The organism is Sphingomonas sp. UYP23 (genome assembly GCF_054059235.1).
In genome coordinates this window covers 4,686,003-4,711,025 of the sequence record NZ_JBSSBX010000001.1, presented here as the reverse complement: position 1 = coordinate 4,711,025, position 25,023 = coordinate 4,686,003, and the positions used below count along the sequence as shown (strand labels likewise).

The 25,023-nt window shown below is 60.6% G+C and carries 21 protein-coding genes, 1 tRNA gene and 1 pseudogene; 14 read left to right on the top strand and 9 right to left on the bottom strand.

Going from position 1 to position 25,023, the window contains the following annotated elements; genetic code table 11:
* Positions 1-66 precede the first annotated feature (66 nt).
* A tRNA-Met gene (locus ACVWYO_RS22985) sits at positions 67-143 on the top strand.
* On the opposite strand, the gene ACVWYO_RS22980 is transcribed toward ACVWYO_RS22985, so the two are convergent.
* Positions 100-1,767, bottom strand: a complete 1,668-nt coding sequence (locus ACVWYO_RS22980) for a recombinase family protein (RefSeq protein WP_457355133.1) — start codon at positions 1,765-1,767, stop codon at positions 100-102. The two genes, ACVWYO_RS22985 and ACVWYO_RS22980, sit on opposite strands and share 44 nt — an antisense overlap.
* Positions 1,768-1,826: 59 nt before the next feature.
* Positions 1,827-2,759 carry an IS5 family transposase gene (locus ACVWYO_RS22975; RefSeq protein ID WP_457348219.1) on the bottom strand — a complete coding sequence of 311 codons (933 nt, stop codon included), beginning with the start codon at positions 2,757-2,759 and terminating at the stop codon, positions 1,827-1,829.
* Between the two features lie 77 nt (positions 2,760-2,836).
* Between ACVWYO_RS22975 and ACVWYO_RS22970 the strand changes: the two genes are divergently transcribed.
* Entirely contained in the window at positions 2,837-3,691 is an 855-nt protein-coding gene (locus ACVWYO_RS22970) for a response regulator (protein ID WP_457354801.1), read from the top strand.
* A gap of 241 nt (positions 3,692-3,932) precedes the next feature.
* On the opposite strand, the gene ACVWYO_RS22965 is transcribed toward ACVWYO_RS22970, so the two are convergent.
* Both ACVWYO_RS22965 and ACVWYO_RS22960 read right to left on the bottom strand, forming a co-directional pair.
* Complete coding sequence (locus ACVWYO_RS22965; protein WP_457354799.1) at positions 3,933-4,262, bottom strand: DUF2171 domain-containing protein; 330 nt, start codon at positions 4,260-4,262, stop codon at positions 3,933-3,935.
* A 75-nt stretch (positions 4,263-4,337) separates the two neighbouring features.
* Positions 4,338-5,201, bottom strand: coding sequence for a slipin family protein (locus tag ACVWYO_RS22960; protein WP_457354797.1), 864 nt, complete (start codon positions 5,199-5,201; stop codon positions 4,338-4,340).
* 389 nt (positions 5,202-5,590) lie between these two features.
* On the opposite strand from ACVWYO_RS22960, the gene ACVWYO_RS22955 reads away from it, so the two are divergent.
* The 8 genes from ACVWYO_RS22955 to ACVWYO_RS22920 all read left to right on the top strand — a co-directional run bounded on the left by ACVWYO_RS22955 (position 5,591) and on the right by ACVWYO_RS22920 (position 14,872).
* The gene (locus ACVWYO_RS22955) at positions 5,591-5,776 is read left to right on the top strand and encodes an SHOCT domain-containing protein (protein ID WP_322162135.1); all 186 of its coding nucleotides are present in this window, start codon (positions 5,591-5,593) and stop codon (positions 5,774-5,776) included.
* Between the two features lie 260 nt (positions 5,777-6,036).
* Positions 6,037-6,984, top strand: coding sequence for a hypothetical protein (locus tag ACVWYO_RS22950; protein WP_457354794.1), 948 nt, complete (start codon positions 6,037-6,039; stop codon positions 6,982-6,984).
* A gap of 314 nt (positions 6,985-7,298) precedes the next feature.
* On the top strand, positions 7,299-8,636 hold the full coding sequence (locus tag ACVWYO_RS22945) for an MFS transporter (RefSeq protein ID WP_457354792.1): 1,338 nt from the start codon (positions 7,299-7,301) through the stop codon (positions 8,634-8,636).
* A gap of 51 nt (positions 8,637-8,687) precedes the next feature.
* Complete coding sequence (locus ACVWYO_RS22940) at positions 8,688-9,671, top strand: 2-hydroxyacid dehydrogenase (RefSeq protein ID WP_457354790.1); 984 nt, start codon at positions 8,688-8,690, stop codon at positions 9,669-9,671.
* 220 nt (positions 9,672-9,891) lie between these two features.
* Complete coding sequence (locus ACVWYO_RS22935) at positions 9,892-10,062, top strand: hypothetical protein (RefSeq protein ID WP_457354789.1); 171 nt, start codon at positions 9,892-9,894, stop codon at positions 10,060-10,062.
* Between the two features lie 110 nt (positions 10,063-10,172).
* Positions 10,173-12,545, top strand: a complete 2,373-nt coding sequence (locus ACVWYO_RS22930; protein WP_457355131.1) for a heavy metal translocating P-type ATPase — start codon at positions 10,173-10,175, stop codon at positions 12,543-12,545.
* 391 nt (positions 12,546-12,936) lie between these two features.
* Positions 12,937-14,253 carry a glycosyltransferase family 4 protein gene (locus ACVWYO_RS22925; protein ID WP_457354787.1) on the top strand — a complete coding sequence of 439 codons (1,317 nt, stop codon included), beginning with the start codon at positions 12,937-12,939 and terminating at the stop codon, positions 14,251-14,253.
* Positions 14,254-14,419: 166 nt separating this feature from the next.
* Entirely contained in the window at positions 14,420-14,872 is a 453-nt protein-coding gene (locus tag ACVWYO_RS22920) for a hypothetical protein (protein ID WP_457354785.1), read from the top strand.
* Between the two features lie 296 nt (positions 14,873-15,168).
* Here the strand turns inward: ACVWYO_RS22920 and ACVWYO_RS22915 are convergent.
* The 4 genes and pseudogenes from ACVWYO_RS22915 to ACVWYO_RS22900 all read right to left on the bottom strand — a co-directional run bounded on the left by ACVWYO_RS22915 (position 15,169) and on the right by ACVWYO_RS22900 (position 19,678).
* Positions 15,169-16,520, bottom strand: a pseudogene (locus ACVWYO_RS22915) (IS1380 family transposase).
* Positions 16,521-16,761: 241 nt separating this feature from the next.
* Positions 16,762-17,061, bottom strand: a complete 300-nt coding sequence (locus ACVWYO_RS22910) for a hypothetical protein (protein WP_457354783.1) — start codon at positions 17,059-17,061, stop codon at positions 16,762-16,764.
* Positions 17,058-18,968: a molecular chaperone DnaK gene (gene dnaK / locus ACVWYO_RS22905; protein ID WP_457354781.1), complete on the bottom strand. Its 1,911-nt coding sequence runs from the start codon at positions 18,966-18,968 to the stop codon at positions 17,058-17,060. The genes ACVWYO_RS22910 and dnaK overlap by 4 nt, the downstream gene beginning before the upstream one ends.
* A gap of 113 nt (positions 18,969-19,081) precedes the next feature.
* The gene (locus tag ACVWYO_RS22900) at positions 19,082-19,678 is read right to left on the bottom strand and encodes a nucleotide exchange factor GrpE (protein ID WP_457354779.1); all 597 of its coding nucleotides are present in this window, start codon (positions 19,676-19,678) and stop codon (positions 19,082-19,084) included.
* A 281-nt stretch (positions 19,679-19,959) separates the two neighbouring features.
* On the opposite strand from ACVWYO_RS22900, the gene ACVWYO_RS22895 reads away from it, so the two are divergent.
* From ACVWYO_RS22895 to ACVWYO_RS22880, 4 genes are all read left to right on the top strand, one after another.
* Positions 19,960-20,865, top strand: coding sequence for an NAD(P)/FAD-dependent oxidoreductase (locus ACVWYO_RS22895; RefSeq protein ID WP_457354777.1), 906 nt, complete (start codon positions 19,960-19,962; stop codon positions 20,863-20,865).
* A 147-nt stretch (positions 20,866-21,012) separates the two neighbouring features.
* Positions 21,013-22,509: an FAD-dependent oxidoreductase gene (locus ACVWYO_RS22890; RefSeq protein ID WP_457354775.1), complete on the top strand. Its 1,497-nt coding sequence runs from the start codon at positions 21,013-21,015 to the stop codon at positions 22,507-22,509.
* A gap of 52 nt (positions 22,510-22,561) precedes the next feature.
* Complete coding sequence (locus ACVWYO_RS22885) at positions 22,562-23,488, top strand: DnaJ C-terminal domain-containing protein (RefSeq protein ID WP_457354773.1); 927 nt, start codon at positions 22,562-22,564, stop codon at positions 23,486-23,488.
* Positions 23,485-23,817 (top strand): chaperone modulator CbpM, encoded by a 333-nt coding sequence (locus tag ACVWYO_RS22880; protein WP_457354771.1) that lies wholly within the window; start codon positions 23,485-23,487, stop codon positions 23,815-23,817. The genes ACVWYO_RS22885 and ACVWYO_RS22880 overlap by 4 nt, the downstream gene beginning before the upstream one ends.
* Positions 23,818-23,919: 102 nt before the next feature.
* Here ACVWYO_RS22880 and lptB read toward each other — a convergent pair whose 3' ends face one another.
* Complete coding sequence (gene lptB / locus ACVWYO_RS22875) at positions 23,920-24,699, bottom strand: LPS export ABC transporter ATP-binding protein (protein WP_457355129.1); 780 nt, start codon at positions 24,697-24,699, stop codon at positions 23,920-23,922.
* Positions 24,700-25,023: the final 324 nt, after the last annotated feature.

Here is a 25,023-nt window from a genome sequence, read left to right as displayed (position 1 = left end):
ATGAGAACCCATCACATGTCATCTAAACCCCGCTCGCGCTTGCGAGCAAAACACACAACACCCTGTCGCGGGGTGGAGCAGCCCGGTAGCTCGTCAGGCTCATAACCTGAAGGTCACAGGTTCAAATCCTGTCCCCGCAACCACCGCCATAGAACTACAAACGCCGCCCTTCGGGGCGGCGTTGGCGTTTGTGGCGAAGGCGAACAACCCTGCGGTCTTAGCTACCACCTCCGCCTCGGCACCACGCTCCCCGTCGGGATAGATCGTCACGCTCTCAATAAGCGTCGCCAATATCTCGGCGGCCTCGCCGCGTACCGATTGCTGATCCAGTGACTCCCGCAGCGCACCGACCTTCTGTTCGAACAGGCGCAGCAGAGCCGGATGCGGCAGGATCGTAGCTGCCGGCCGCATCGTTGGGCGAAGCGCAAGCAGCGTCTCCAGCCGAGCCTTCTCGACCTCGCGCTCACCCAGCATGTTGAGCAGGGTGGGGCTTGCGACACCTGACAACATATTGACCGCGAGATTGTCGATTTCTAGCTGGATGACCGTAAGACGCGCGCTCGCGTCGTCGGCGTCGCGACTACTCGCCTGGGTCACGCGCTCGACCTCGCGTTGAAACTCTTGGGCGAACAACCGGGCATGCGCCTCGGTGAGCAGGTGATGCTGGAGAACGGCGAGCGTGGCGGTTTCTAGCGGTCCCTTCCGAACCGAAACTGTATTCCCGCAAGTGCCGCGTTCCTTCTGGCCGGCACACCGATAATAGTCCTTGCCGCTGATCGTGTAGCCCGAGCCGCAGCAGCTGCAACGGATGAGGCCGGATAGGAGATGCTTTTTGCGATTTTGCCCAGCCAACGTGGCATGGCTACCCGGTCGGCTGCGCTGCTCGATCTGTTTCTGCACCGTTGTCCACTGGGCGTCGTCGATGATGCGCAGGTCGGGCACGTCCACCTCAACCCACTCGGAGCGGTCGCGCAGGCGATAGCGGCGCTCGCGCTTCTCGCTGTCCGGGTTGCGCCGCCATTGGCGACGTCCCCACACCAGCCGACCGACATAAAGCGGGTTGTTGAGAATGCCGGTTGCCTTGGCGGGGTCACCCCTGATGGTGGAGGCGTTCCACTGTCCGCCGCGAGGACCCGTGATCCCGTGGCGATTGAGACCGGTTGCGATCTGGATAGATGAGCGACCCGCAGCGAACTCGTCGAATATGCGCCGGACAACCTGCGCCGCAGGTTCGTCGACCTCTAGCAAGCCACGGATTAGCTCGCCGCGTGCGTCGAGCTTGATAACCCTCTTGAAGCCATAGGCACGACCGCCGGCAAATCGGCCTGCCAACACGGCTGCCTCCATGCCCCGCACAGTCTTGTCGATGAGATGCTTGAGGAAGATCGCGCCGAGCAAGCCGGCGACTGCGAACTTGATCTCATCGACGTGGCCTTCCGAAACCGTGTGAAGAGCTACTCGGTGGTACATCAGTTTCTTGCCGAGGAATGCCACATCTTCTGCATCTCGCGCCAGCCGATCTAGCGCCTCGCAGACGACCATGTCGACCGCTCCAATTTCGATGTCCCGCAGCAGCTTCTTCAACCCGGGCCGGTCGCGGCGATAGCCCGACTGTTCGGGATCCAGATAAGTCGCCACGACCGTTCCGCCGAGATAATCTACAAGTTTCCCGCAGGATGCAGTCTGATCGGCGCTTGAGGTCGCCGTCTGCAACGCGGTCGAGTGGCGACCGTAAAGCACAATGCGGGGTGCGGCCTGTGTTAGCATGAGGAACGGCTTTGTTGCATAATTACGCGAGAGCATGACCGACGTTTTACTTGAAGATGTTATTGGATGCGGACGGTCACCGGCGTTCCTATTTCGGAGAACCGATTGAGAATTGCAGCACGGACTTTGAGCTCGGTAATCTGACGATCGAAGGTGCGGGCGACAACGCGCTGGCCCAGGAGTTTGAAGCAGTGCATTTTGGTCTCGACCAGACTGCGGCGATGATAGCCGCTCCACTTTTTCCAGATTGCGCGACCAAGCCGCTTTGTCGCGCGTAGCGCTCCATTGCGTGCATCGACGCCGGGACCGCCTTCTGCCCATGGTTGCCCGTTGCGGCGGACCGGGATGACCGCATCGGCACCGCGCCCGGCAATAGCGGCATGGCAGTCCCTGGTATCATAAGCGCCATCTCCGCCGACGCTGAGTATCCGCTCGTCTCCGGGAATTTGCGCCAGGAGAACGGGCAGCGTCGGTGCGTCACCAATGGCATTCGTCGTGACCTCAATGGCCCGGATATCCAGCGTCCCAGCATCAATCCCGAGATGCACCTTGCGCCACTGGCGACGGTAGGACGGTCCGTGTTTGCGCGTCTTCCACTCGCCTTCTCCCGTCATTTTGATCCCGGTGCTGTCGACCAGCAGGTGCAGTCCGCCCGAGCTGATCCGCCCGCCGAGGTTGACCTTCAACGTCTTCTGCCGTCGGCACAGCGTCGTATAATCCGGCACCGACCAATCCAGCCCCGCCATTTTGATCAGGCTCGAAACCAACCCCGTCACTTGCCGCAAAGGCAGGTTGAACAGCGTCTTCAGCGTCAGGCACAGCTCTATCGCGCTGTCTGAAAACCGCATCGGGCGACCAGGGCGACCACACGGCTTCGAAAGCCAGTGCATCTCCGGATCAAACCATATTTCCAGCGACCCACGCCGCTTCAGCGCCGCATTATACTCAGGCCAGTTCGTCGTACGATACACAGGTGCGGCAGGTTTGGGCATTACGCCTATCTATACCGCTCGATTCCCTGCGTGAATCCCCGCCATCAGTTTTGCAACAAAGCCATTTACCAGGAACAATGGACGGCCTCGACGTCATCGAACACATGCGCAAGTTGCTCGACTACACTCTTCCGGGCATTATTTTGACGGGTGACATTTCCAAAGCGACACAGGCGAAGATCGCTAGCAGCGACTGCTTGCTTCTGAGCAAGCCGGTGAAAGCGCAAGAGCTCACCGCAGCCATCGAGACGCTGCTCGGGAGCAGCGATTCACATACCATACTTCCAAACTTTAAGCATGACGCCACGTCGGACGCCGTGATCATCGTGGTCGATGATGATGCAGATGTGCGGATGTCGATCCGAGATGTTCTCGAGGATGACGGCCATGTGGTCGAGGAGTTTCCGGATGCCGAATCCTATCTCGCCGCCTACAGATCGGACCGCGAGGGATGTCTGCTGCTCGATGCCGGACTACCCGGCATCAGCGGACTCGAATTGCTGAAGCGGCTGCAGGATATGGGCAGTCCAATGCGGACGATCATGCTGACAGGCAGCAATGACCTCACGCTGGCAATTTCGGCAATGAAGGCCGGCGCATGCGATTTTATCGAGAAACCCGTCGGCAAAGACGCATTGATGGCGAGCATCAGGAGGGCGCTCTCCGAGTCACATGATGTAACAATAGTGTATGCCTTTGAGGAAGCGGCAGCGCGGCACCTGGCGGGGCTTACCCCGCGCCAGCGCGAGATAATGAGCCTTGTTCTTGCCGGTCATCCGAGCAAAAATATAGCGGTCGACCTGGGCATCAGTCAGCGAACGGTCGAAAACCACCGGGCTTCGATTATGAAGAAGATGGACGCACGATCACTGCCGGAGCTTGCGCGACTGGCACTCGCTGGTAAAGATAAAAGCTCGACTTTCCGCGTTTAGCTTCACCCGCCCGGGGCGGGTTGCATCACGTATCGGCCTTTCGCCCATACTTATAAGTGAAATTATAAGGAATATTGGCGGAGGTGTTTGAAGTCTTTAAAAACTATTTTGTGAACATGTTGAGCTCCGTAGGTCGCGGCCTCATCAACTGATGATCTGCGCGAGCTCGTGGATGTTGTGCCCGATGTCATGGTTCTGCTGTTTCGACGCCGAACTACATCCAGCTAGCGTAGTCACTGCGTCAGCGGGCGCCCCAACCGCCCATCCCACTATCATCCCCGGGTATCCCGAACACGACGCTGCCTCTATCCGCCATCGAAGCGTGCCCGCGCGCATACCCGACCGCACCTTCCACCGCTTCGATCGTCGTGACATGGCCGGGATCAACGAGCATCGTGTTGCCGTCAATGTTCGTCACGGCGGCAAGCGGCACGAAATGGTGGAGGCCGTCGGCAAACCCTTCGCGTGTCAACTCGACGACGTAGTCTTTTACTTGATCCACGGTACCGACATGAAGACCGTGGGTATCGCGTACCGTCATGCCGTGCTTGATTTCCTGTGCTGTAAACATCGCGATTTCCTTCTGAAGATAGCCAGTCGGCTGATATTTCTCACAAAACTCTTTCGTCCGCGACGCCTGATATTATCAGGCGCGATCGGACGCGGGCTCGGTATGCCGCGGCGCGCCTCGGGCACCGGCGGCCGGTGGCGCTTTGTCACGAGCATCACCGTTGGACTTTGCGTCCGCGGCGGTCTCCAGCAATGTCAAAAATGGCTTCACGATGTCGATTGGCATCGGGAACACGACGGTACTGTTCTGTTCGGCACCGATCTCGGTGAGCGTCTGGAGATAGCGAAGCTGCATTGCGGCGGGTATGCTGGAAAGGATGGTCGCCGCGTTCACCAGCGTCTGAGAGGCTTGGAATTCAGCTTCGGCATGGATGACTTTCGCACGGCGATCGCGCTCTGCCTCAGCTTGTTTGGCGATCGCGCGCACCATGTTGTCGGATAGTTCGACGGTGCGAATTTCGACATTGCTGACTTTGATACCCCACAACTCGGTCTGTGCGTCAAGAATGCTTTGCACGTCGCTACTCAACTTCTTGCGCTCCGAGAGCATCTCGTCGAGCTCATGCTGCCCTAGAACCGCGCGCAATGTCGTCTGGGCCAGCATGTTCGTCGCGGGCAGATAATCCTGAACCTGGATGATCGCGTGCTCGGGGTTACTGACGTTGAAATAGAGGACGGCATCGACTTTCATCGAGACGTTATCGCGGGAAATGACATCCTGGCTGGGTATCTCGATCACCTGGATCCGCAGATCGACCCGCACCATCTGCTGAATGAACGGCACGAGCAGGACGAGACCTGGCCCCCTGACCCGCTTGAAGCGCCCGAGCGTGAACACCACGGCGCGTTCATATTCGCGCAAAATCTTGATGCTCATCGTCGCGAGCACGAGCAACGCGATAATGGCAATCGGCGCTAGATAGGCGATCGGGGCGAACATGCTTCATTCCTCGGAGAGAGCGGTTCGTCGCGAATGTGCCCGAGGGGCCAGCGACGACTGTTACCAGCCAGGTTAGTACGCGGCGCCGCAAGGATGCAGGTTCGGAAAGTACCTACGGCCGAGCCGGCCGAGTCATCCGGTTCAGAACGACCGTCACCAATCGCAGATCAAATGGGTGCATCGCGACGCCGAACCCGGTCGTGGGACACGGCCGTAGTGCGGCCGAACTAGGTAGATTCCGTTGGTCGTCTTTGCTCGGGCAAGGCGTCATTCAGACATCATGGCGGTCCATTCGAACCGATCAAATATAACAGGCGGTTTCTGGAGAACCTTTAATGTCGTATATGAACTCGAACGGATCCTATTTTCTCTGGGACTGGATCCTGTGGATGGGTTTCATCTTCCTGGTGTTCTCAAGCATTGGCACTTGGGGGTACACGTATCGCGCCCACCGCAAATTTGACGGATCGCAACGCAAGGACGCGGCGACGATCTTGAATGAGCGCTACGCCAGTGGGGAAATTACGCGCGATCAGTATCGCGAGATGAAACTGGAAATCGCGGCCGTGTCGTAACCCCTCCCATGATGTGAACGGTAAGGGATGGCCGACCCCTTGATATCCGTTTCGGTGGCAACGCCGACCTCTGATTGCGGGCTGCAATGCCCTGCGCGGACGGGGAGTGCGCGTCGTACGACCGGCCAATCCAGCCTCGGTTGTTACGAAGGGCAGCTTACGGGCTGAAGGTTAGCTGCGTCACAAAGCGCAGCACGGCTGGCGCGATTGATCACCTTTTCTTTTTTGGGCTTGAGCTTTCTGCCATGAAATATTCCCTCATGCTCGGCATCGCGATCTCAGTCGGCTTCGGCCACGCTGCGTGCGCGCAAACGGTGCCCGGCGATGTCACGGTCCAGGACCAATGGTTTACCGGAACACTCGAGGCGCCGTCGCCAGCCCTGCCCAAAGCCGACCTGCTCGTCGTCAAGCCGTTTGTCATCTTCACGCGGACGGATGGAGCCTACGATTCCAAGGGCGAATATCATTCGACGTCGGACAGCGACACTTTCAAGACGGTCGTGCTGATGAAATATGGCATCACCGATCGGCTCAGCATTCAGGCGCTTCCGTCCATCGCGCATGTCGATGGCGGAAATAGTCATTACACGGGCTTGGGTGATCTTCCGATTGAAGCCGAATACCGCATCAACGACGAGAACAACAAGACCGGCTTTCCGTCAGTCACCGTTGCTGCTGGCCTGAATCTGCCGACCGGCAAATATGACGACTTACAAACGTCTTCGAGCGGCTTTGGCGGTGGCGCCTTGACGCTCAAGGAGCAGGTGCTGCTTCAGTCGTTGTTCGACACGCCAGGGGGGCATCCGATGCGCCTGCGCGCTTACGCCGCCGCATATCAACCGCTTGGCACGGCGTCGGTCGATAACATCAGTGCCTATGGGACGGGGCAGGGGTTTACCGGTCGCGTAAATCCAGGCGCGTCGGTGGTGTTGGGGGTCGGCGGCGGCTTCGCGTTCGACCAACGCTGGGTGGTCGCCATGGACCTGGTGTACAAGTCTGCCCGCGGCTTCCAGCTCGATGGGAACGACCCCGTCGATGGGCTTGTCCATTCCGAGAGTGGGCGGCGCTCGACCACGTCCTTCGCGCCTGCGCTTGAATATAATTTGTCCGGCCATTTGGGGATCATCGCCGGGGTCGATTTCTCGATCGCTGGTCACAACAGCACGTCCTATTTTGCTCCCCAGTTCGCCGTAAGCATGAGCTTTTGAGAAAACGCGTTCGGCTATCCGTCGCGCTGGTCAAATCAAGGATGGACGGCTCTCGAGCGTCACTCTCTGGGTATATTCCGATGCTGTCGTTGGTCCCGGCGGCCGGATACCTCGCTCTTCACAGACACAATGCAGTTTCGTGGGGGCTCCATGTCGACCCACGGCACCGCACGACCAAACTACGCAGACAAACATCCTTCCCCAATGGACCGAACAGCTGACTGCGCCATTTTCGGCAAAAGGAGCCCTCGGATTCCGGTCAGGTGACAGAATGCCCGATCCCATCGTGAGCCCATCTACAGGATAAAAGCCCAATGGCGAAAGCATCATCCTCGAGAAATTCCGGCAACAGATCGGGTGTCGAACCCCGCAAACCCGCCCCCATAGTCGAGCTCAAGCCGCTCTTTTTTGTGGCATGGCTGCTTTGCGCCATCTTCTATTTCTTTCAGTACGCCGTTCGCTCCGCCCCCGGCATCATGCAGGAGCAGTTGACGGCTGCCTGGGGTGGCAACCACATCGGCACGATCGTTTCGGCTTACTACATCGCCTATGCGGTGATGGCACTGGTAGCGGGCGTGCTGCTCGATCGCTATGGCGCACGCCGCACCATCCCGGTCGGGGTCGTCGTTGTCGGTATCGGGTGTTTGATCTTCGCCCAGGGCAGCCTGATCGCCGGCATGCTCGGGTATGTGCTGCAGGCGCTCGGCGCGATCTTCGCCTTTATCGGCTCATCCTATGTCGCCGCACGATACCTCCCGCAGCGCTTGCTGGCGCTGTTCATCGGGCTGACGCAATGCCTCGGCATGGCGGGCGCCGCCTTTGGCTCCAAACCGGTCCAAATGGCGATCGACCCGGCCGGCAGTTTTCACGTCGGCTGGCAATATGTGTGGGTCGCCTTTGCCATCGCCGGGTTCGTGCTTGCCGCCGCGATCTGGTTCATCATGCCGGACGAGGGGGGCGATAGCGCCAGCCATCACGCCCCGCTCTCTGCAAAGGCGCTACTGCATCCGTTCAAGATCATCTTCGGCAACATCCAGAGCTGGCTTGCCGGCATAGTCGGCGGCTTGCTGTTCCTGCCGACGACGATTGGCGCGCTCGTTTGGGCCACGTCGTTCCTGCATTCGGGCGAGCATATGACGATGGCGGCGGCGGCGTCCGACGCGTCGATGGTCCCGATCGGTTGGGTCATCGGTTGCCCGCTGCTCGGTTATATTTCCGACAAGCTTGGCCGTCGCAAACCCGTGCTGATTGGCGGCGCTCTGCTCATGCTGGTGGCTGGTTTGGCGGCGATCTACGTGCCGGTTGGCACCTTGCCACCCTATTCGGTCGCGCTCGTGCTCGGGATCGCGTCCGGGGCAGCGATGATCCCCTTCTCGATGATGAAGGAGGTCAACCCAACCGAGGTCAAAGGCACGGCTGCGGGGGTGATGAACTTCCTGGTGTTCGTCACGACCGGGCTGATGTCGCCGTTCATTTCCAAGCTGATGGCACCCTCGGTCGATGCTCCCCTGAGCCTGGAACAGTTCCAGATGGCGTTTCTCCCGCTGGTGGCCGGTGTGGTCGTGGCGATCGGTCTGAGCTTCTTCCTGCGCGAGACCGGGACTGCAGCCAAACCGACGGTCGCATCGGGCCGCTCGGCTTTGCTCGCTTAGCAGCGCAGCGCCTCCATCCATCCACTGACAAACTTCCTTAAAGGACCTCCAATGGACGTCACCGTTTTCGGCACGAAACCCTACGACCGCACCTTTCTGGATGCCGCGGTCGGCACCAAGCACAGTCTGCACTATCTCGACCTTCGCTTGACCGCGAAGACCGCGGTTCTTGCCAAGGGCTCGAAGGCGGTCTGCGCCTTCGTCAACGACCAAGTCGATGCAGATGTGCTCGCGGAATTCAAGCGGCTGGGCGTGGGACTGGTCGCGCTGCGTTCCGCCGGCTTCAACAACGTGGACCTGCCCGCTGCCAAGCGCCTCGGGATATCGGTCGCGCGCGTTCCGGCCTATTCGCCCGATGCGGTTGCTGAGCATGCCGTCGCGCTCATGTTGTCGCTCAATCGCAAGACGCATCTTGCCTATGCGCGGTTGCGCGAAGGCAATTTCGCGCTCGACGGGCTGTTGGGGTTCAACCTCGCGGGCCGCACCGTCGGTGTTATCGGCACCGGTAAGATCGGTAGTTGTGTCGCGAAAATCATGCTCGGCTTCGGCTGCAAAGTCGTCGCCTACGACGTCAGGCCGAATCCGGACTGTGAAGCGCTTGGGGTCACCTATGGCCCAATCGATGACATCCTAGCGCAAGCCGACATCATCACGCTCCACTGCCCGCTCACGCCGGCGACCAAGCACCTGATCAACGCGGCAGCGATCGCTAAGATGAAGCGCGGAGTCATGCTGATCAACACCAGCCGGGGCGGGATCGTCGATACGCTAGCCGTTACCGATGGCCTGAATAGCGGTGCCATCGGGTACCTCGGACTCGACGTCTACGAAGAGGAAAGCGACCTGTTTTTCGAAGATCTCTCGGACACGGTGATTCATGACGATCTGTTCGAGCGCCTACTGATGTTCCGCAACGTTCTGGTCACCGGTCACCAGGCCTTCTTTACAAAAGAAGCGCTGACGGCGATCGCGGAAACGACGATTGAAAACATTTCCTCTTTCGAGGCCACGGGCAAACCCTATTACGCTTTGTGATGTGATCGCGCATATGAGGCCAAAATCAATCAGACGGTTGAAGCCGAAAACTAACTCGGCCGGGGTTGCTGGTGGACCAAGACGTGGTGCACCTGCAGGCTCCGCTTTGAGTTCTTTGGCATATTAACCCGGGAAGCACACTGGGGTCCTTCGTTGCGAGCGTTGCTTTTGCTTGGCGCAGGCTTGGCTGTGTCCCAACCTCTTAATAGGAGTATTCGGGATGACGGTACGTTTGATTGTTTTGGCCGTCGCAGTCGCATCGGTGCTGGCGCTGATCTGGTTTCGGAACCGCCCCTCCGCGCGAAACCGCAAGGGAACCTCAGACGCCCCTGATCGCGGTGTGATCGGTGAGATCACCACAGCTTACGAAGATGTTGGGCGCGAGTTTTAGGACGAGAGCCGCAGTCGGCCTCTTCGGCCCGAAGCCGCAAGCGAGGTCGGCGGTCGGGATTGAAGGGGCCAATGGCGTCAGACGCCGACCCGATCCTCTGGAGAGCCGAAATGACGAGACGGGTGGACAAACACGGCCAAGAGCTTTTCAGCAACGTTAAATTGGGTGGTCCGCCAACCGCAGGCGACGATGTGCCTGCCCGGGCCAAGGATCCTGTTTGCGGCATGGATGTCGATCCAGCCAAGACGCCGCATCATGCGGTGCACCGAAAGCGTCAATATTATTTCTGCTCGGCAAGCTGCCGCTCGAAATTTGTCGCGAACCCTCAAGGGTATCTCGGCAACCGTCCCGCGCTTGGATCCGCGCCAAAGCCGAGCGGTGTGTGGACCTGCCCGATGCATCCGAAAATTCAGCAGGACGGGCCCGGAACGTGCCCGATATGTGGTATGGCGCTCGAGCCGGAGGAGCCCACGCAAAATGATGTGCCCAACCCGGAACTTTTAGATTTCACGCGTCGCGCCTGGATCGCCGTGGCGCTGAGCGTGCCGTTGCTCGCTATTTCCATGGTTGCGGAGATGATAGGGATCCAGCTCGTTCCGCCAGCGATCAATCCTTGGGTACAACTCGCGCTGACGGCACCGATCGTGTTTTGGGCGGGCGGGCCGTTTTTCCATCGCGGCTGGAAGTCGATCGTCACCTGGCATCTCAATATGTTTACGCTGGTCTCGATCGGCGTGGGTGCGGCTTTCGCCTACAGCCTCGTTGCCACGATCGCTCCCGGGCTATTCCCGTCATCGTTCCACATGCACGGGATCGTGCCGGTTTATTATGAAGCCGCAGGCGTCGTCGTGACGCTTGTGTTGCTGGGGCAAGTGCTCGAACTGCGTGCACGCGCCGCGACCGGTAGCGCAATCCGCTCGCTGATGAATCTTGCCCCCAAGGTCGCACACCGCCTTCGCGACGATGGCACCGAGGAGGAAGTCGGACTCGCGGAGGTTGCAACCGGCAACCGCTTGCGGGTGCGGCCGGGCGAGGCGGTGCCGGTGGACGGCGTGGTTGTCGATGGCACATCCTCGGTCGACGAATCGATGATAAGTGGCGAGCCGGCACCGGTTCTCAAGGACACCGCCGCGCTGGTGACGGGGGGAACCATCAACGGCACCGGATCGCTGGTCATCGAAGCACGTGCCGTCGGCTCTGACACCGTGCTTGCCCGGATCGTCAAGATGGTGGCCGAGGCACAGCGCAGTCGAGCGCCGATTCAGGCGATCGCCGATCGCGTTTCGGGATGGTTCGTACCGCTCGTGGTGGGAATCGCTGTGCTGACGTTTGTCGTGTGGAATCTCGTCGGACCAGAGCCGCGCTTTGGCCATGCGTTGCTTAACGCCATCGCTGTCTTGATCATTGCGTGTCCCTGCGCGCTTGGCCTTGCCACGCCGATGTCTATCATGGTCGGCACAGGCCGTGGTGCACGCGCAGGCGTTCTGATCAAGGACGCCGAGGCGTTGCAGATGATGGACAGTGTCGACACGCTTGTGATCGACAAAACCGGGACCCTGACCGAAGGACGGCCTAAGGTGACCCAGATCGAGCCGGTCGAAGGCGTCGAGCGCGACGCCCTGCTGGCGGCGGCGGCGGCGGTGGAACAGCAATCGGAACACCCGCTCGCCCAGGCTATCGTGACCGCGGCGCAGGAAGCAGGGCTGACGCTGGGCAAGATCGAGCAATTCGAATCCCAAACGGGGCTTGGCGTCAGCGGCCGTGTCGATGGCAAGGTTGTGGTGGTGGGCAACACGGCACAGATGACGCGTATCGGGGTCGACCCCGCGCCGTTGGCCGACGTCGGGGAGCGCTATCGTGCCGCCGGCGCCGGGGTGATGCTGGTCGCGATTGATGGGCACCTTGCAGGACTGCTCGCGGTTGCTGATCCGATCCGCGCATCCGCACGCGATGCGATTGCCGCACTTAAAGCCGAAGGGTTGCGGATCGTGATGCTTACCGGCGATGCCGAGGCCACCGCGCAGGCGGTGGCCAAAGCCATTGGCGGGATCGACGAAGTCCATGCCGGGCTAAAGCCCGAAGACAAGGCGCGGATCATCGGCGAACTCAAGGCCAAGGGTGCCAGGGTGGCGATGGCCGGGGACGGTATCAACGATGCGCCCGCGCTCGCTGCGGCCGATGTCGGTGTGGCGATGGGGACCGGTACCGACGTCGCGATTGAAAGCGCGGGGATGACACTGACGAACGGCGATCTCTCCGCCATGGTGCGAGCTCGTCGGTTGGCCAAGGCGACAATGCGCAACATCCGCCAGAACCTGTTTTTCTCGTTCGTGTTCAACGGCGTTGGTGTACCCCTGGCTGCAGGTGTGCTTTATCCAATGACCGGTTTGTTGCTCTCACCTATGATCGCAGGCGCGGCAATGGCGCTATCGAGCTTCACCGTCGTAACAAATGCTCTACGGCTCAGCAGGGCGAAATTATGAGTATTGGTGCGGCACTGTCGGCCAGCACAGTCCCGAAGCCGATGATCCGCCAGCTTGAGCCGCTCGTAGTACATTCGGCTCGAGGGATCGAAATATTGGTCAGCGGGCGCAGCTGACCGTCGCTGCGTCCGCAAAATCCAGCCAAGTTTTTTGACGCAGTTGGTTTTGGCCAGCGCCTTGGGCACCGCCAGCTTATGTCATCGGGCAAGATGCGTAGTTTCCGACCCTACGAATCGCGCGGAATGAAAGTCTAATGTTGTGTGGGTTCAGGTCCGGTCCCAGCTGCGTCAAGATCACAACCGCTCCTCACGCACGTTGTCATCCGAATTAGCAGCGTTTTGATGAAGCCGTTTCCAGACCGACGGTTTGCCTTTCGTCGAAGGAATATCGGATGTACGCTGCCGCAGACATTCGTAGGCCGCTTCCACAAACCGGCGGGCTAGGGTCAGCCGCCGGTCATTCGAAGAAAGTTACGCGCCCAACGCGGATCGCCTTGATTGGCAACGCTCTGCCGCGCCTTTGTGGTTTGGCGACGTTTACCAGCCATGTTTATGACGCGCTGGTTACTTGCTTTCCCGAATGCTCGATCGATCACTATGCAATGGTCGATCCGGGGGGGCACTACTGTTTTCCAGAGTCGGTTACCCGATCGATCGAACAGACAGACGTCCAGAGTTACAGGTACGCCGCACAGGCAATCCGCGCCAGCGATGCAGACCTTATCTGGGTTCAACATGAGTTTGGAATCTTTGGCGGTCCAGCGGGATGCTACTTGCTTCAGATACTTGAGCAAACCGATATACCACTCGCCGTATCACTTCATACGGTGCTTGAAACGCCCGACTCCGATCAGCGTGAGGTGATAGAGCGCGTTGCTGATCGTGCAGCGCTCCTGATCGTCATGGCCGAGCGGGCCCGCTCGATCCTGATAGGGAGCTATGGGGTCTGCCCATCCAAAATCGCGGTGATACCTCACGGAATACCGGATCGAGCTTACGTCGAGCCTGCCCTGGCACAACGCTGCTTCGGCTTGGAGGAGCGGCCGACAATCCTCACCTTTGGCCTGCTTTCTCCAGGGAAGGGTATCGAAACCATGATCGAGGCTTTGCCGGCGATCCTCAAACGTTGCCCTAGTGCGCTGTACGCTGTCATAGGCGCTACGCACCCTCATCTGGTTGCATCCGAAAACGAAGCCTATCGTGAACGATTGCAGGCGCTCGCGACTGCGCTTGGCGTCGCGGATCACGTGCACTGGGTGAACCGGTTTCTATGCGAAGCGGATCTGCTTGAACGGATTGCCGCCGCAGATGTCTATGTCACGCCTTACGGCAATCCCGCACAGATCACGTCTGGAGCGCTCGCTTATGCATTTGGGCTCGGGAAACCGATCGTCTCCACGCCCTATATCCATGCATGCGAGCTCCTCGCTGACGGTGGGGGGCAGCTGGTTTCGTTCGGGGACGTAGCAGGTACGGCAGAGGCCGTAGCGAACCTGCTAACCGACAATCCTCTGCGCGCTAAAACGGCAGAAATTGCCTACGCGCACGGCCGCTCCATGACGTGGCACAATATGGTCCGGCATGCGATGGACCACTTCGCTTTGATCACGGCCGCAGCAGTACCTGTTCCAGTTTCTACAGCCCGGCAGGCGCGTTTCTCGAACGGCACCACGCGGCAAGTCGCGCTCGAGTTTGCCGCCTCCTATTGAGCTATCGCCGCCGGTCGGCAAGCCTCATCCAAGTTCTGCCAACTACTGGCGATTACCGAATAACATAAGGTGAGTACTTTCCGATGCTGCTCGCAGCCAGGCATTCCTCTTAGCGAAGATATCTCGCGCCGCGAGATTGTTCGTGTCCGCGAATCTGGAGATGATCGTGAAAAAACTCTATTCGACTTTCGCAGCACTCGCCGTTGCTGGTACCATCGCAGCAACCGTCGCGATAGCCGCTCCGGTTGCTCGATCAGATCAGCCCAATGCGACCGCGACGTTCTCCACAGAAACTGTCGCGGTTGGCGCTCGGTACACCTGGGGCCACGGAATCTTGAAGTATCACGGGCATAGTTATCCCTTCAAGGTTGAGGGTCTTGGAGCCGTTGGTGTCGGAGTCGACAAGGTTCACGGGGTAGCTGAAGTCTACCATCTGAAATCGCCCGCGGAATTCGCGGGTACCTATGGCAGGGCAGCTATTGGAGCCTCGCTCGGCAAAGCAGGTGGTGAGAGTTCGACAATGTCGAACGAGCACGGTGTCGTGATGAACATCCACGCCCGCGAGCGCGGCATTCAAGTTAATCTTGGCGTTGGCGGCGTGCACATCAAGATGTCCTAGCGCCAGCCAGATCGGACGAAAGTCCGCCGAAGGGATCGTCTTCGGCGGACTTTTCGTTGTATCGGACGAAAAAGTCCGGGGCTGGGGCAGGCCGGCACACCAAATCACTGATTTAACTATCGTTCCTTCATCCTAACCTGATCTATTCACGGCCGGCGTTTTTAGCCGATGCGTTAGCGCAGGCGTGGTGTAGCCGCCGGCGAGGCGCATGGGTCCGAAGCGCCTGTCTCATCGCGGTTTCACAGGTTGGGCGGAGTTGATGGGCTGGGTTCGTTGGGCGGCCACTGCCGCATCGATCATGGGCCCGTGGTGCGCAGATTGAGCGCGATGGATCGGAAGAGTGCGGCATCGGGGCATGCGCTGGCGAAGGCGATGCGGATGCGGCTTGGGGTTTCGACGACGCGGGCGGCGACCTTGAGCAGCCGTAGGCGGATGGTCGCGAACTCGGCGGTGCGGAGCGTGGCGGTTGCGGGCATAGCGTGCCGCACGGCCCACATCAGCCAGTACGCCGCGGTGTGAAGGATGAGCCGCATCTGATTGGCGTTGGCCGAGCGACAGGAAGTTCGGTCGCTCTTCAGCTGCGTTTTATGCAGCTTGATCAGGTTTCAGCCTGGCCGCGGGCATAGTAAAGCGTGTCATAGATCCGTTCAGCGCTGCCCTCGGCAAGCGAGGTGACAACGAAGCGGATGTCGAGGCCAAGGCTGCTCGCCTCGATGCGAGCAACGACGCGACGTTTGGTATTCCCCCAGGTTTTCGCAGCGTAGCGCGTCTCTGCGTAGCGACGTAGCTCGACCAGTCCCTGCAATGCCCGATCGGTCGCGCAGGCATCGTCTTCCTGCACGATGACGGGATCGGCATGGAGCGTGCGGTTGCCCGGCAGGCCGAAGATGTAGTCGATGCCGTTCGCCTCGCACCAGGCCATCGGCTCTGGCCGACCGTAATGACCATCACCGCGCAGCGTGATCCGGGTATCTGGCCAGTGGCGACGGATACGTCGCATGAGCCGGCGAACATGGCCGGCGACTTCCTTGCCCAACGGCGTTTTGCCAGTGCGCAGCAGCATCGCAACCGGCCGCCCGGTAGCGGTGTCGTAGACATGGATCGGCAGGAAGCAGCGCTCGCCGTAGTGGCCGTTCCAGAAGGAGAGCTGCTGCGCGCCGTGTACGACGTCGACGGTATCGTCGATGTCGAGCGTCACCGCCGCAGGTGGCACGGGGTAGCTCGCGCAATAGAGGTCGACCAGCGTACCGGTCAGACGGATCAACTCGCGCGTAGTCGGCGCGTTCTCCCACCGGCTCATCGTCGGCTGGCTGGCCAGCCCGAACGGATCACCCGGCAGTTTGCCGAGCGCCAGCTTGAACCCTGGATCATGCCGCAGGGTGTCGAGATCGTCGGCGTCCTCATACCCACACGAGATCGCGAGCATGCGGGCGCGCAAGATGTCGGCGACCCGGTGGATCACCCGACCCTGATCGCGCGGATCAGCGATGCAGGCGGCGAGCCTATCCGCGATCCCCAACCGCCGCTCGGCCTGTGCGAGCAGCAGTACGCCGCCGTCCGACGTCAGCCGACCACCGTCGAACGCCGCGGTGATTTTCCGACCACGAATGGCTGGGAAGGTGAAGGTGAACCCGCTATTGTTGGCCATGGCGGTCGTGGCACTTGCTGTCTGGAGCAAAGGGATGGCGTAAGCACTCATTCTCTACTTCAAATCAGAGACTTAGACTACGATCGCCACCACCGATTTGGGCTCCTGATGAATAATCCGGGCTAGACCGTCTGGAGTTCGTTCGAAGATTGCTGCAACGCCTAATCTCGCGCTGCTCAAGCACGTCGACATTCACCGGCGGACGCGGACAATATCACTCAGCGCCTGTGCAAATGTTGGGTCATGATACCCATGCCCTTACGAGCTTCTCCGCGTCATCCATCGTGTAATCGACCGCATTCATTGTCTCGAGATGCGTGGCATCGATCTCGCCCAAGAAGGTTACCTCGTGCCTCTGCTGGGTACGGACGCCACCGGGATAGTCGTAGTAGATCCCGTGGCCGTTGCAGGTCACACGGACGGTTACGGTGCGCGGTGACTGAGGCAGCACGCAGGCAGAAACGTTATAGATTCTGCCTGCGTGGTCGAAGCTCCGCATCCTCATGGGCGCGACCGGCTCACCAAGAACCGCAGGGATCATCGTCCCGCGCCCGGACTGACATCTTCGAACTCTGCATCTACCGCATGCTCGTTCGACGTGCCTGACGATGGCTCGCGGGTCTCCGCCCCCGAAGAAGCGGTGGCAGCAGCCTTCTGAACGGCGTCTTCGATCCGGGCCGCGATCTCTGCCAGGCGTCCGGTCGCCTGAACGAGGCCCGGTTCGGCACCCGCATCGATGGCTGTTCGGACCGCCTCGAGCGCAGCCTGTCCATCGGCGCGATCGCCGGCGGCGATGCCGTCACCATGTTGGACTAGCGTGCGTTCGACCTGGTGAGTCAGCGCATCTGCCTTGTTCTTCGCTTCGACGAATCCCCGCCGTACCTTGTCGGCCTCGGCATTGGTCGCAGCTTCCATCACCATGCGTTCGATATCGGCATCGCCAAGGCCGCCATTGGCCTGGATGCGGATTTGCTGTTCCTTGCCGGTCGCCTTGTCCTTTGCCTGGACAGCGACGATTCCGTTTGCATCAATGTCGAACGTCACCTCGATCTGCGGCATGCCGCGCGGGGCGGGCTGTATGCCCGTAAGGTCGAAATTGCCGAGCGCCTTGTTGTCGACGGCCATTTCGCGCTCGCCCTGGAAGACCTTGATCGTCACGGCGGATTGATTGTCATCGGCCGTTGAGAAGGTCTGGCTCTTCTTGCTCGGGATGGTCGTGTTGCGATCGATCAGCCGGGTGAACACGCCGCCAAGCGTCTCGATCCCGAGGCTGAGCGGGGTCACGTCGAGCAGCAGCACGTCTTTGACGTCTCCGCGGAGAACGGCTCCTTGAATCGCGGCGCCGATCGCCACGACCTCATCGGGGTTTACGTTGCGGGCGGGTTCCTTGCCAAAGAACGCGCGCACGACCTCGATCACCTTGGGCATGCGCGTCATGCCGCCGACGAGCACGACCTCGTCGATGTCGGCCGCCGTCACGCCGGCATCCTTGAGCGCAGCCTTGCACGGCTCCATCGTACGCTGGATCAGGTCGTCGACCAACGCTTCGAGCTTCGCCCGTGTCAGCTTGATCAGGAGGTGCTTCGGGCCCGATGCATCTGCGGTGATGAAGGGGAGGTTGATCTCCGTCTCCTTGGCCGATGACAGCTCGATCTTTGCCTTCTCGGCCGCCTCCTTGAGCCGCTGCAAGGCGAGCTTGTCGGTGCGAAGGTCGATGCCTTGCTCCTTCTGGAACTCCGTTGCTAGGAAATCGATGACGCGGACGTCGAAATCTTCGCCACCGAGGAAGGTGTCCCCATTGGTGCTTTTGACCTCGAACACCCCGTCACCGATTTCGAGGATCGAAATGTCGAAAGTGCCGCCGCCCAGATCGTACACCGCGATCCGCCCACTGGTCTTTTTGTCCAGGCCGTAGGCGAGCGCCGCCGCGGTCGGCTCGTTGATGATGCGCAGGACCTCGAGGCCGGCAATGCGGCCCGCATCCTTCGTTGCTTGGCGCTGGGCGTCGTTGAAATAGGCGGGGACGGTGATCACCGCCTGCGTCACGGCCTCGCCAAGATAGGCTTCGGCCGTCTCTTTCATCTTGCCCAGGATGAACGCGCTGATCTGCGACGGTGGATATTTCCGGCCACGGGTCTCTACCCAGGCATCGCCATTGTCACCACTGACGATGGCGTAGGGGACGAGGCTCTTGTCCTTCGCTGCGACCGGGTCATCGTACCGCCGTCCCATCAGACGCTTGACGGAATAGATCGTATTGGTCGGGTTAGTGATCGACTGCCGCTTGGCGGCCTGGCCGACGAGCCGTTCGCCATTTTCGGCAAAGGCGACGATGCTGGGCGTGGTTCGCGCACCCTCGCTGTTCTCGATGACCCGCGTTTCCTTGCCATCCATGACGGCGACGCACGAGTTGGTAGTGCCGAGATCAATACCGATGACTTTGCTCATGTTCGTGGTCCTTATGGCTGGCTGACGCGGAAGAGAGGGGACAAATTGACGTGGCGGAAGCGATCGTTGAGATCGATTGGGCGAGACGCCGCAAAGCTGACTCGGTCGATTGCCTAGCGAGGCTTTGCGGGGTCGTCGGGCGGGGGTTTGGCGACGACGACCATGGCTGGGCGCAGTAATCTGCCGTTGAGCATCCAGGTGGGTGAGAGCGCCTGGAGGATCGTACCCGGCTCCCGCCCATCGGCGATTTGCTCCGCCATCGCCTGATGCAGATTCGGATCGAACGCAGTGCCGGTAGGATCGACCCGCTTGATTCCATTCCGATAAAGCAGAGCGACAAAGCCGCGCTCGGTTTCGCTCAAGCCTGCCCGTATTCCGGCGATGCTTGGAGCTTCCTCATCGGAAACCGGGGGCAATGTTTCGCGCCCGCGCCGCAAATTCTCGGCTGCCTCTACGACATCGCGCGCGAATGCCTCGATCGCGAAGTGTCGCATGTCGTCTACGTCTCGTTTGGCGCGGGACCGGACGTTGGCATTCTCTGCCTCGGAACGAACCCAGCGCTCACGCATATCGGCGAGCGTTGCTTCGAGGTGCGCAATCTGGCTAGCCGGTGCGGTATCGGGAACAGCTGCACCGACAGGTTCGGTCCATACTGAGTCCTCGTGGGATGTGTCTGCGTCCTGCGGGTTTTTCTCGTGATCGTTGATCATCATTTCATCCCTGCAAAACCCGGCAAGCGCGTACGGAGCGTGCGCGAACCGGGTCGTTGGATGTAGCCTGCGCAAAAGCTCTTCCGGCAGGATCGGAAACTACGCATCGGCCGCGATGCCATTGTAATCTTGTCGTCGGACGGTCTTCGCCCCGGGGCGGAGCGCGGTCGTTCTGTCCCGATACCGAGTAGGTAGTTTCCGCCGCTTCCGGGGAATCCTCGATGCAGCCAACCCGAAGCCGACTAGCGGTCATTCGCTCGCCACATATCGGAGTTTGCACAATGCCTATTCTGGACTGTCTGATCATTGGTGGCGGGCCTGCGGGCCTGACCGCGGCGCTCTATCTTGCGCGGTTCAAGCGCCGGGTCGTGGTGATCGACGGCGGGTGGAGTCGCGCCGAATGGATCACGCTCAGCCACAATATCCCGGGCTTTCCAGAAGGAATTTCGGGTCCGATGTACCATGACCGCCTGCGACAGCAGGCGCAGCTTTATGGCTGCACGACGGAGAAGGGCTATGTTCGCACTCTGCGCTGGCGCGACGAGAGCGGATTTCTCGCCGAGATGGAGGATCGAACGATCTTGGCGCAGACCGTTATCCTCGCAACCGGCGTGGTCGAGAATAAGCCGCCCGTGCCGCATCTCGCCGATGCCGTTAAGCGTGGCCTGATCCGGACCTGTCCGATCTGCGACGGCTATGAGAGCCGGTACAAGCGCATCGCCGTGCTGGGCAACGGACCTCATGCCGCGGCGGAGGCACTCTTCCTCAGAACCTATTCGAGCAAGCTGACGCTATTGTTGGTCGGCGATGTCGCCTTGCCCTATCCAACGCATGAGGAGTTGATCCAGAACGGCATCGAAATCCTGCAGATCGGCTCTGAGGCGATCGAGATGCAGGAGCATGGCGTTGCCGCTTTCTGTGCCGCTGATGGCCAATCCCACAGCTTTGACGTGGTCTACACGGCGTTCGGTACGACCGCGCAAAGCGATCTGGCGGCTTCGCTCGGAGCGCGGATGGACGATGCTGGCCGTCTGTTTGTCAGCGCGCATCAGGAAACGTCGGTTACGGGCCTGTACGCTGCCGGGGACCTTGTGCGCGGGCTCAACCAGATCAGCGTTGCAAACGGCGAGGCGGCGATTGCCGCGACCGCGGTCCACAATGCGTTGCCGAGGGTCCCGGCCGCCTGAAGCGGCAGACCGAGCTCAGGGCGGCCCGCGTAGGTAGTTTCCGACGCTTTCGATCGATTGTCCGCACACGCAACGTTGCAGGAGGAACTCGGCCTCTTTGCAAGATGCCGGGCCCCCAAATGGTCCTTCTACCGAGATGGAAACACGATGATCGATGTACCGACCACCTGGGACGAAGAGACCGATATCGTGGTCATCGGCTATGGCTTTGCTGGCGCGACCGCCGCGATCACGGCGTGTGACGCGGGGGCGAAGGTCGTTCTGCTCGAAAAGGCACCCGAGGCGCATAAGGGCGGCAACAGCCGGGTGTCCGCCAACATCGTCTTCTGGCCTTCCGACGTCGCGCAGGGCGCTGCCTATTTCAAGGCGCTTGCCGGGCCGTATCTCGACAACATTCCGGACGACATGATCGCGGTTTGGGCGACGGAGATGCACGCCAACAAGGCATGGCTCGAGGGCCTGGGCATGATGCCGGTAGAGATGCCCTATGTCGAGTTTCCGCAAGCGGACGGTGCCGCATGCGTCCGCGTCCTGAAAAATGGGGATGGACCGATCGGGGGTGAGCGCCTGTGGCGCGTCCTCGAGGCGGCGGTCGCGTGCCGACCGATCGCTATTTTCTATCAGACGCCTGCCTTCGCTTTGGTCAAGGATGGCGCAGCCGTCGTCGGCGTGATTGCGGAACGTGACGGCAAAAGCGTTTCCATCCGCGCGCGCCGCGCCGTGATCCTGACCTGTGGCGGGTTCGAAGCCAATCCGACGATGCTGCGGACATTCGTCGATGGGCTGCCGAACCTCTATCCGGTCGGGACGCCCTATAATACCGGCGACGGCATCCGGATGGCGTCCGAGATCGGTGCGGAGCTGTGGCACATGAACAATGTCTCGGGCCCCATCCTCGCGTTCAAGGCGCCGGAGATCCCGGTCGCGCAATGGCTGAACCTTCCGCACGGCAGGAGCTATCTCTTCGTGGCGGCGGACGGTACCCGCTTCACGATGGAGGGCGAGCCCTGCTCGGTTGGCGACTTTCACGGCAAGGTCGAGCGACACGGTGTGTGGCAGCAGCAGACGCTGCCGACGCCCATCCATATGATCTTCGACGAGCCGTACCGACTGTCCGGGCATATCGGCAAGGCTACCACCGACTGGGATGTCGTTCACGGCAACCATTACGACTGGAGCGACGACAATCTGCGGGAGATCGAAAAAGGCTGGATCAAGAAAGCCGATACGGTGGCCGAGCTCGCGCGCCTGATCGGCCTGTCACCGGAGGCTCTGGAGCATACGGTCAGCCGGTTCAACGAGGCAGCCGGGCAGGGCAAGGATCACGACTGGGCGCGGACGCCAGACAGCTTGGCGGCACTTGTGTCGCCGCCTTTCTATGCGATGGAATTGACCCCGGCGCTGGTCAATACACAGGGCGGCCCTCGGCGCGATAAGGAGGCGCGGGTGATCGGATCCGACGGGGCGCCAATCGGTCGCCTCTACTCGGCGGGTGAACTCGGATCGATTTACCCGTTTCTCTACCAGGGCGGCGGCAATATCGGCGAGTGTTTCGCCTTTGGGCGCATTGCCGGGATGAATGCGTCGAAGGAGATGTCCATCACTCCCGCCGCAGCCGAAGACCGCGTGGAGGTGCCCGCTTAAGCATCGTTGATTGCGCAAGATTGGCGCCGAAGCCGTCGCGGAAAGGGAAATTGTGGACGACCCCTACAAAACGCTGGGCGTTGCCAGCGACGCCAGCCAGGACGCCATCCGCAAGGCGTATCGCAAGCTTGCCAAGCAGCATCATCCCGACCTCAACCCCGGCAGTCCCAAGGCCGAAGAGCTCTTCAAGCAGATTGCTGCCGCCAACGCCCTGTTGTCCGATTCCGAGAAGCGCGCGCAATATGATCGCGGCGAAATCGACGCGGCGGGGCAGGAGCGCGCGCAGCGCCCGTCCTACCGTGAGCATGCCGACGGCACCGCCGGTGATCGCTATAGCCGAGGTGCGGGCGGGCAGGGGAGCTGGGACGCCGACGATCTTGGCGATATCTTCGGGTCGATGTTCGGTGGTGGCAGACGACCCGGCGGCGCATTTCGGAGCGATGGCAGCGACGAACGCTATGTGCTCACGACCGATTTTCTTGAAGCCGTCAACGGTGCAACACGCCGGCTCACCTTGCCTGACGGTCGGGTTCTCGACGTGAAGATCCCACCGGGAGCCGTTGAAGGGCTGGTGATGCGGCTACGCGGGCAGGGCGGACCCGGCCACAATGGGGGGAAGGCCGGTGACGCGCTTATAGAAATTCACGTCGCACCCCACCCCTTCTTCGAGCGCCGCGGCCGGGACATAACACTGACATTGCCGATATCGCTGTCGGAGGCCGTGCTCGGTGGTCCAGTCGAGGTCAGAACTCCGCGCGGCCCGGTCAAGATGCAGATCCCGCCCGAGTCCGATAGCGGGACCGAACTCAGGCTGCGCGGTCGGGGTGTTCCACAGTCCGCGGGCCATACCGCGGGCGATCTCTACGCGACGCTCCGCGTCATGATCGGCAAACCCGATGACGCGCTGAGCGATTTCGTCAGGGATTGGAAACCGCACGACGCCGTCAATCCGAGGGGCAAAATGGAGAGCGTGGCATGATGAGCTTCGATCTACTCGTCGGCGATGTCGACGGCCTCGAAGACGCGGATCTGGCACGTTGGATCGCCAACCGCTGGGTCAAACCGGACCTGGCGGATGGACGCTATGTGTTCGAAGATATTGATATTGCGCGCGTGCATCTCATCTACGAACTGCGCGAGGAACTGGACGTCAACGAGGCCGCGTTGCCGGTCGTCCTCTTGCTGCTTGATCAACTCTACGACGTGCGCCGCCACCTCCGTGAGATTGGCGTCGCAATCGCTGAAACGGATTCTGATGACCTGCACCGGGCACTTCAAGGGATTGCCGCGCGGCGGTCCTGGCGATGAGGCTGAACCTTAGTCTTTGATCAGCGGATCATGGGCAGACGCACGAGGAGACCAGCCACGTCGCCGCGTCAGCTCCTTCAGCAATTGGTTCAGAAAGTGCCTTCAAGGGGTGAAATCGTCGCCGAGGTACAGATGGCGAACCGTTGGGTCTGCAACCAAGGCGTTGGGGCTGCCCTGAAAGAGCATGCGGCCTTCATATATGACATAGGCGCGATCGACGAGTTCGACCATCGCATGGACATTGTGATCGGTGATCAGCACACCGATCCCACGCTTTTTCAAATCCTTCACCATTGTCTTGATGTCGATGACGGATAGCGGATCGACGCCGGCAAAGGGTTCGTCGAGTAAGAGAATCGACGGTCGAGCCGCTACTGCGCGCGCGATCTCGCAGCGCCTGCGCTCTCCGCCCGAAAGCGCGATCGCGGACGTATCGCGGACATGCTCGAGCCGGAATTCGTGAAGAAGCCCTTCAAGAGCGACGCGGCGCTGCTCCGGTCCGTCCTCGACCAGTTCCAGGACCGCCGTAATGTTCTCCGCGACGGTCATGCCCCGAAAAATTGACGCCTCCTGGGGCAGATATCCCAGGCCGAGTTTTGCGCGATCGGGTGTGGACAGGTCTGTCACGTCCGTAGAGCCGAGCAGGATGCGGCCTTGATCGACGGCAATAATGCCGATCACTGCGTAGAAGCAGATGGTCTTACCTGCTCCGTTAGGTCCTAGGAGCCCGACCACCTCCCCGTGCGAAACATTGAGCGAGATATCCTGCAAAACGGTGCGATCGCCGTAGGATTTCCCGATTCCTATGACCGACAGATCAGGGACCGAAGGGTGTGCGATTTCGGGTGAGACAAGGCTCCTAGCGGAGGCGGTGTCGCTCAGAGAGGTATCCCGTCGCGGTAGGGATCGGCAAAGCGGTGGTGGTCCAACGAGATCAAGCCTTTTGATGCGCGCTCAACATAAAAGATCAGCGGTTTTCGAGGGCGCTTCGCGAACCGGACTAGCGGGGGGAGGGATGCCAGACTTACTAAGTTAGGCGAAGAAGGTGAGGCCCGCGAGCCTCGGCAAATACGCATAGTTCGCGACTGGTAAGCTCAACCGACAGTCGGTCGGCATAAGGACTTCAAAGACTATACTGAGCCTGCAGGCGGAGCCTGAGTAGTTTCCGACCGCTTCAAGCCCGATCCATCCGTGGCAATCTGAGCA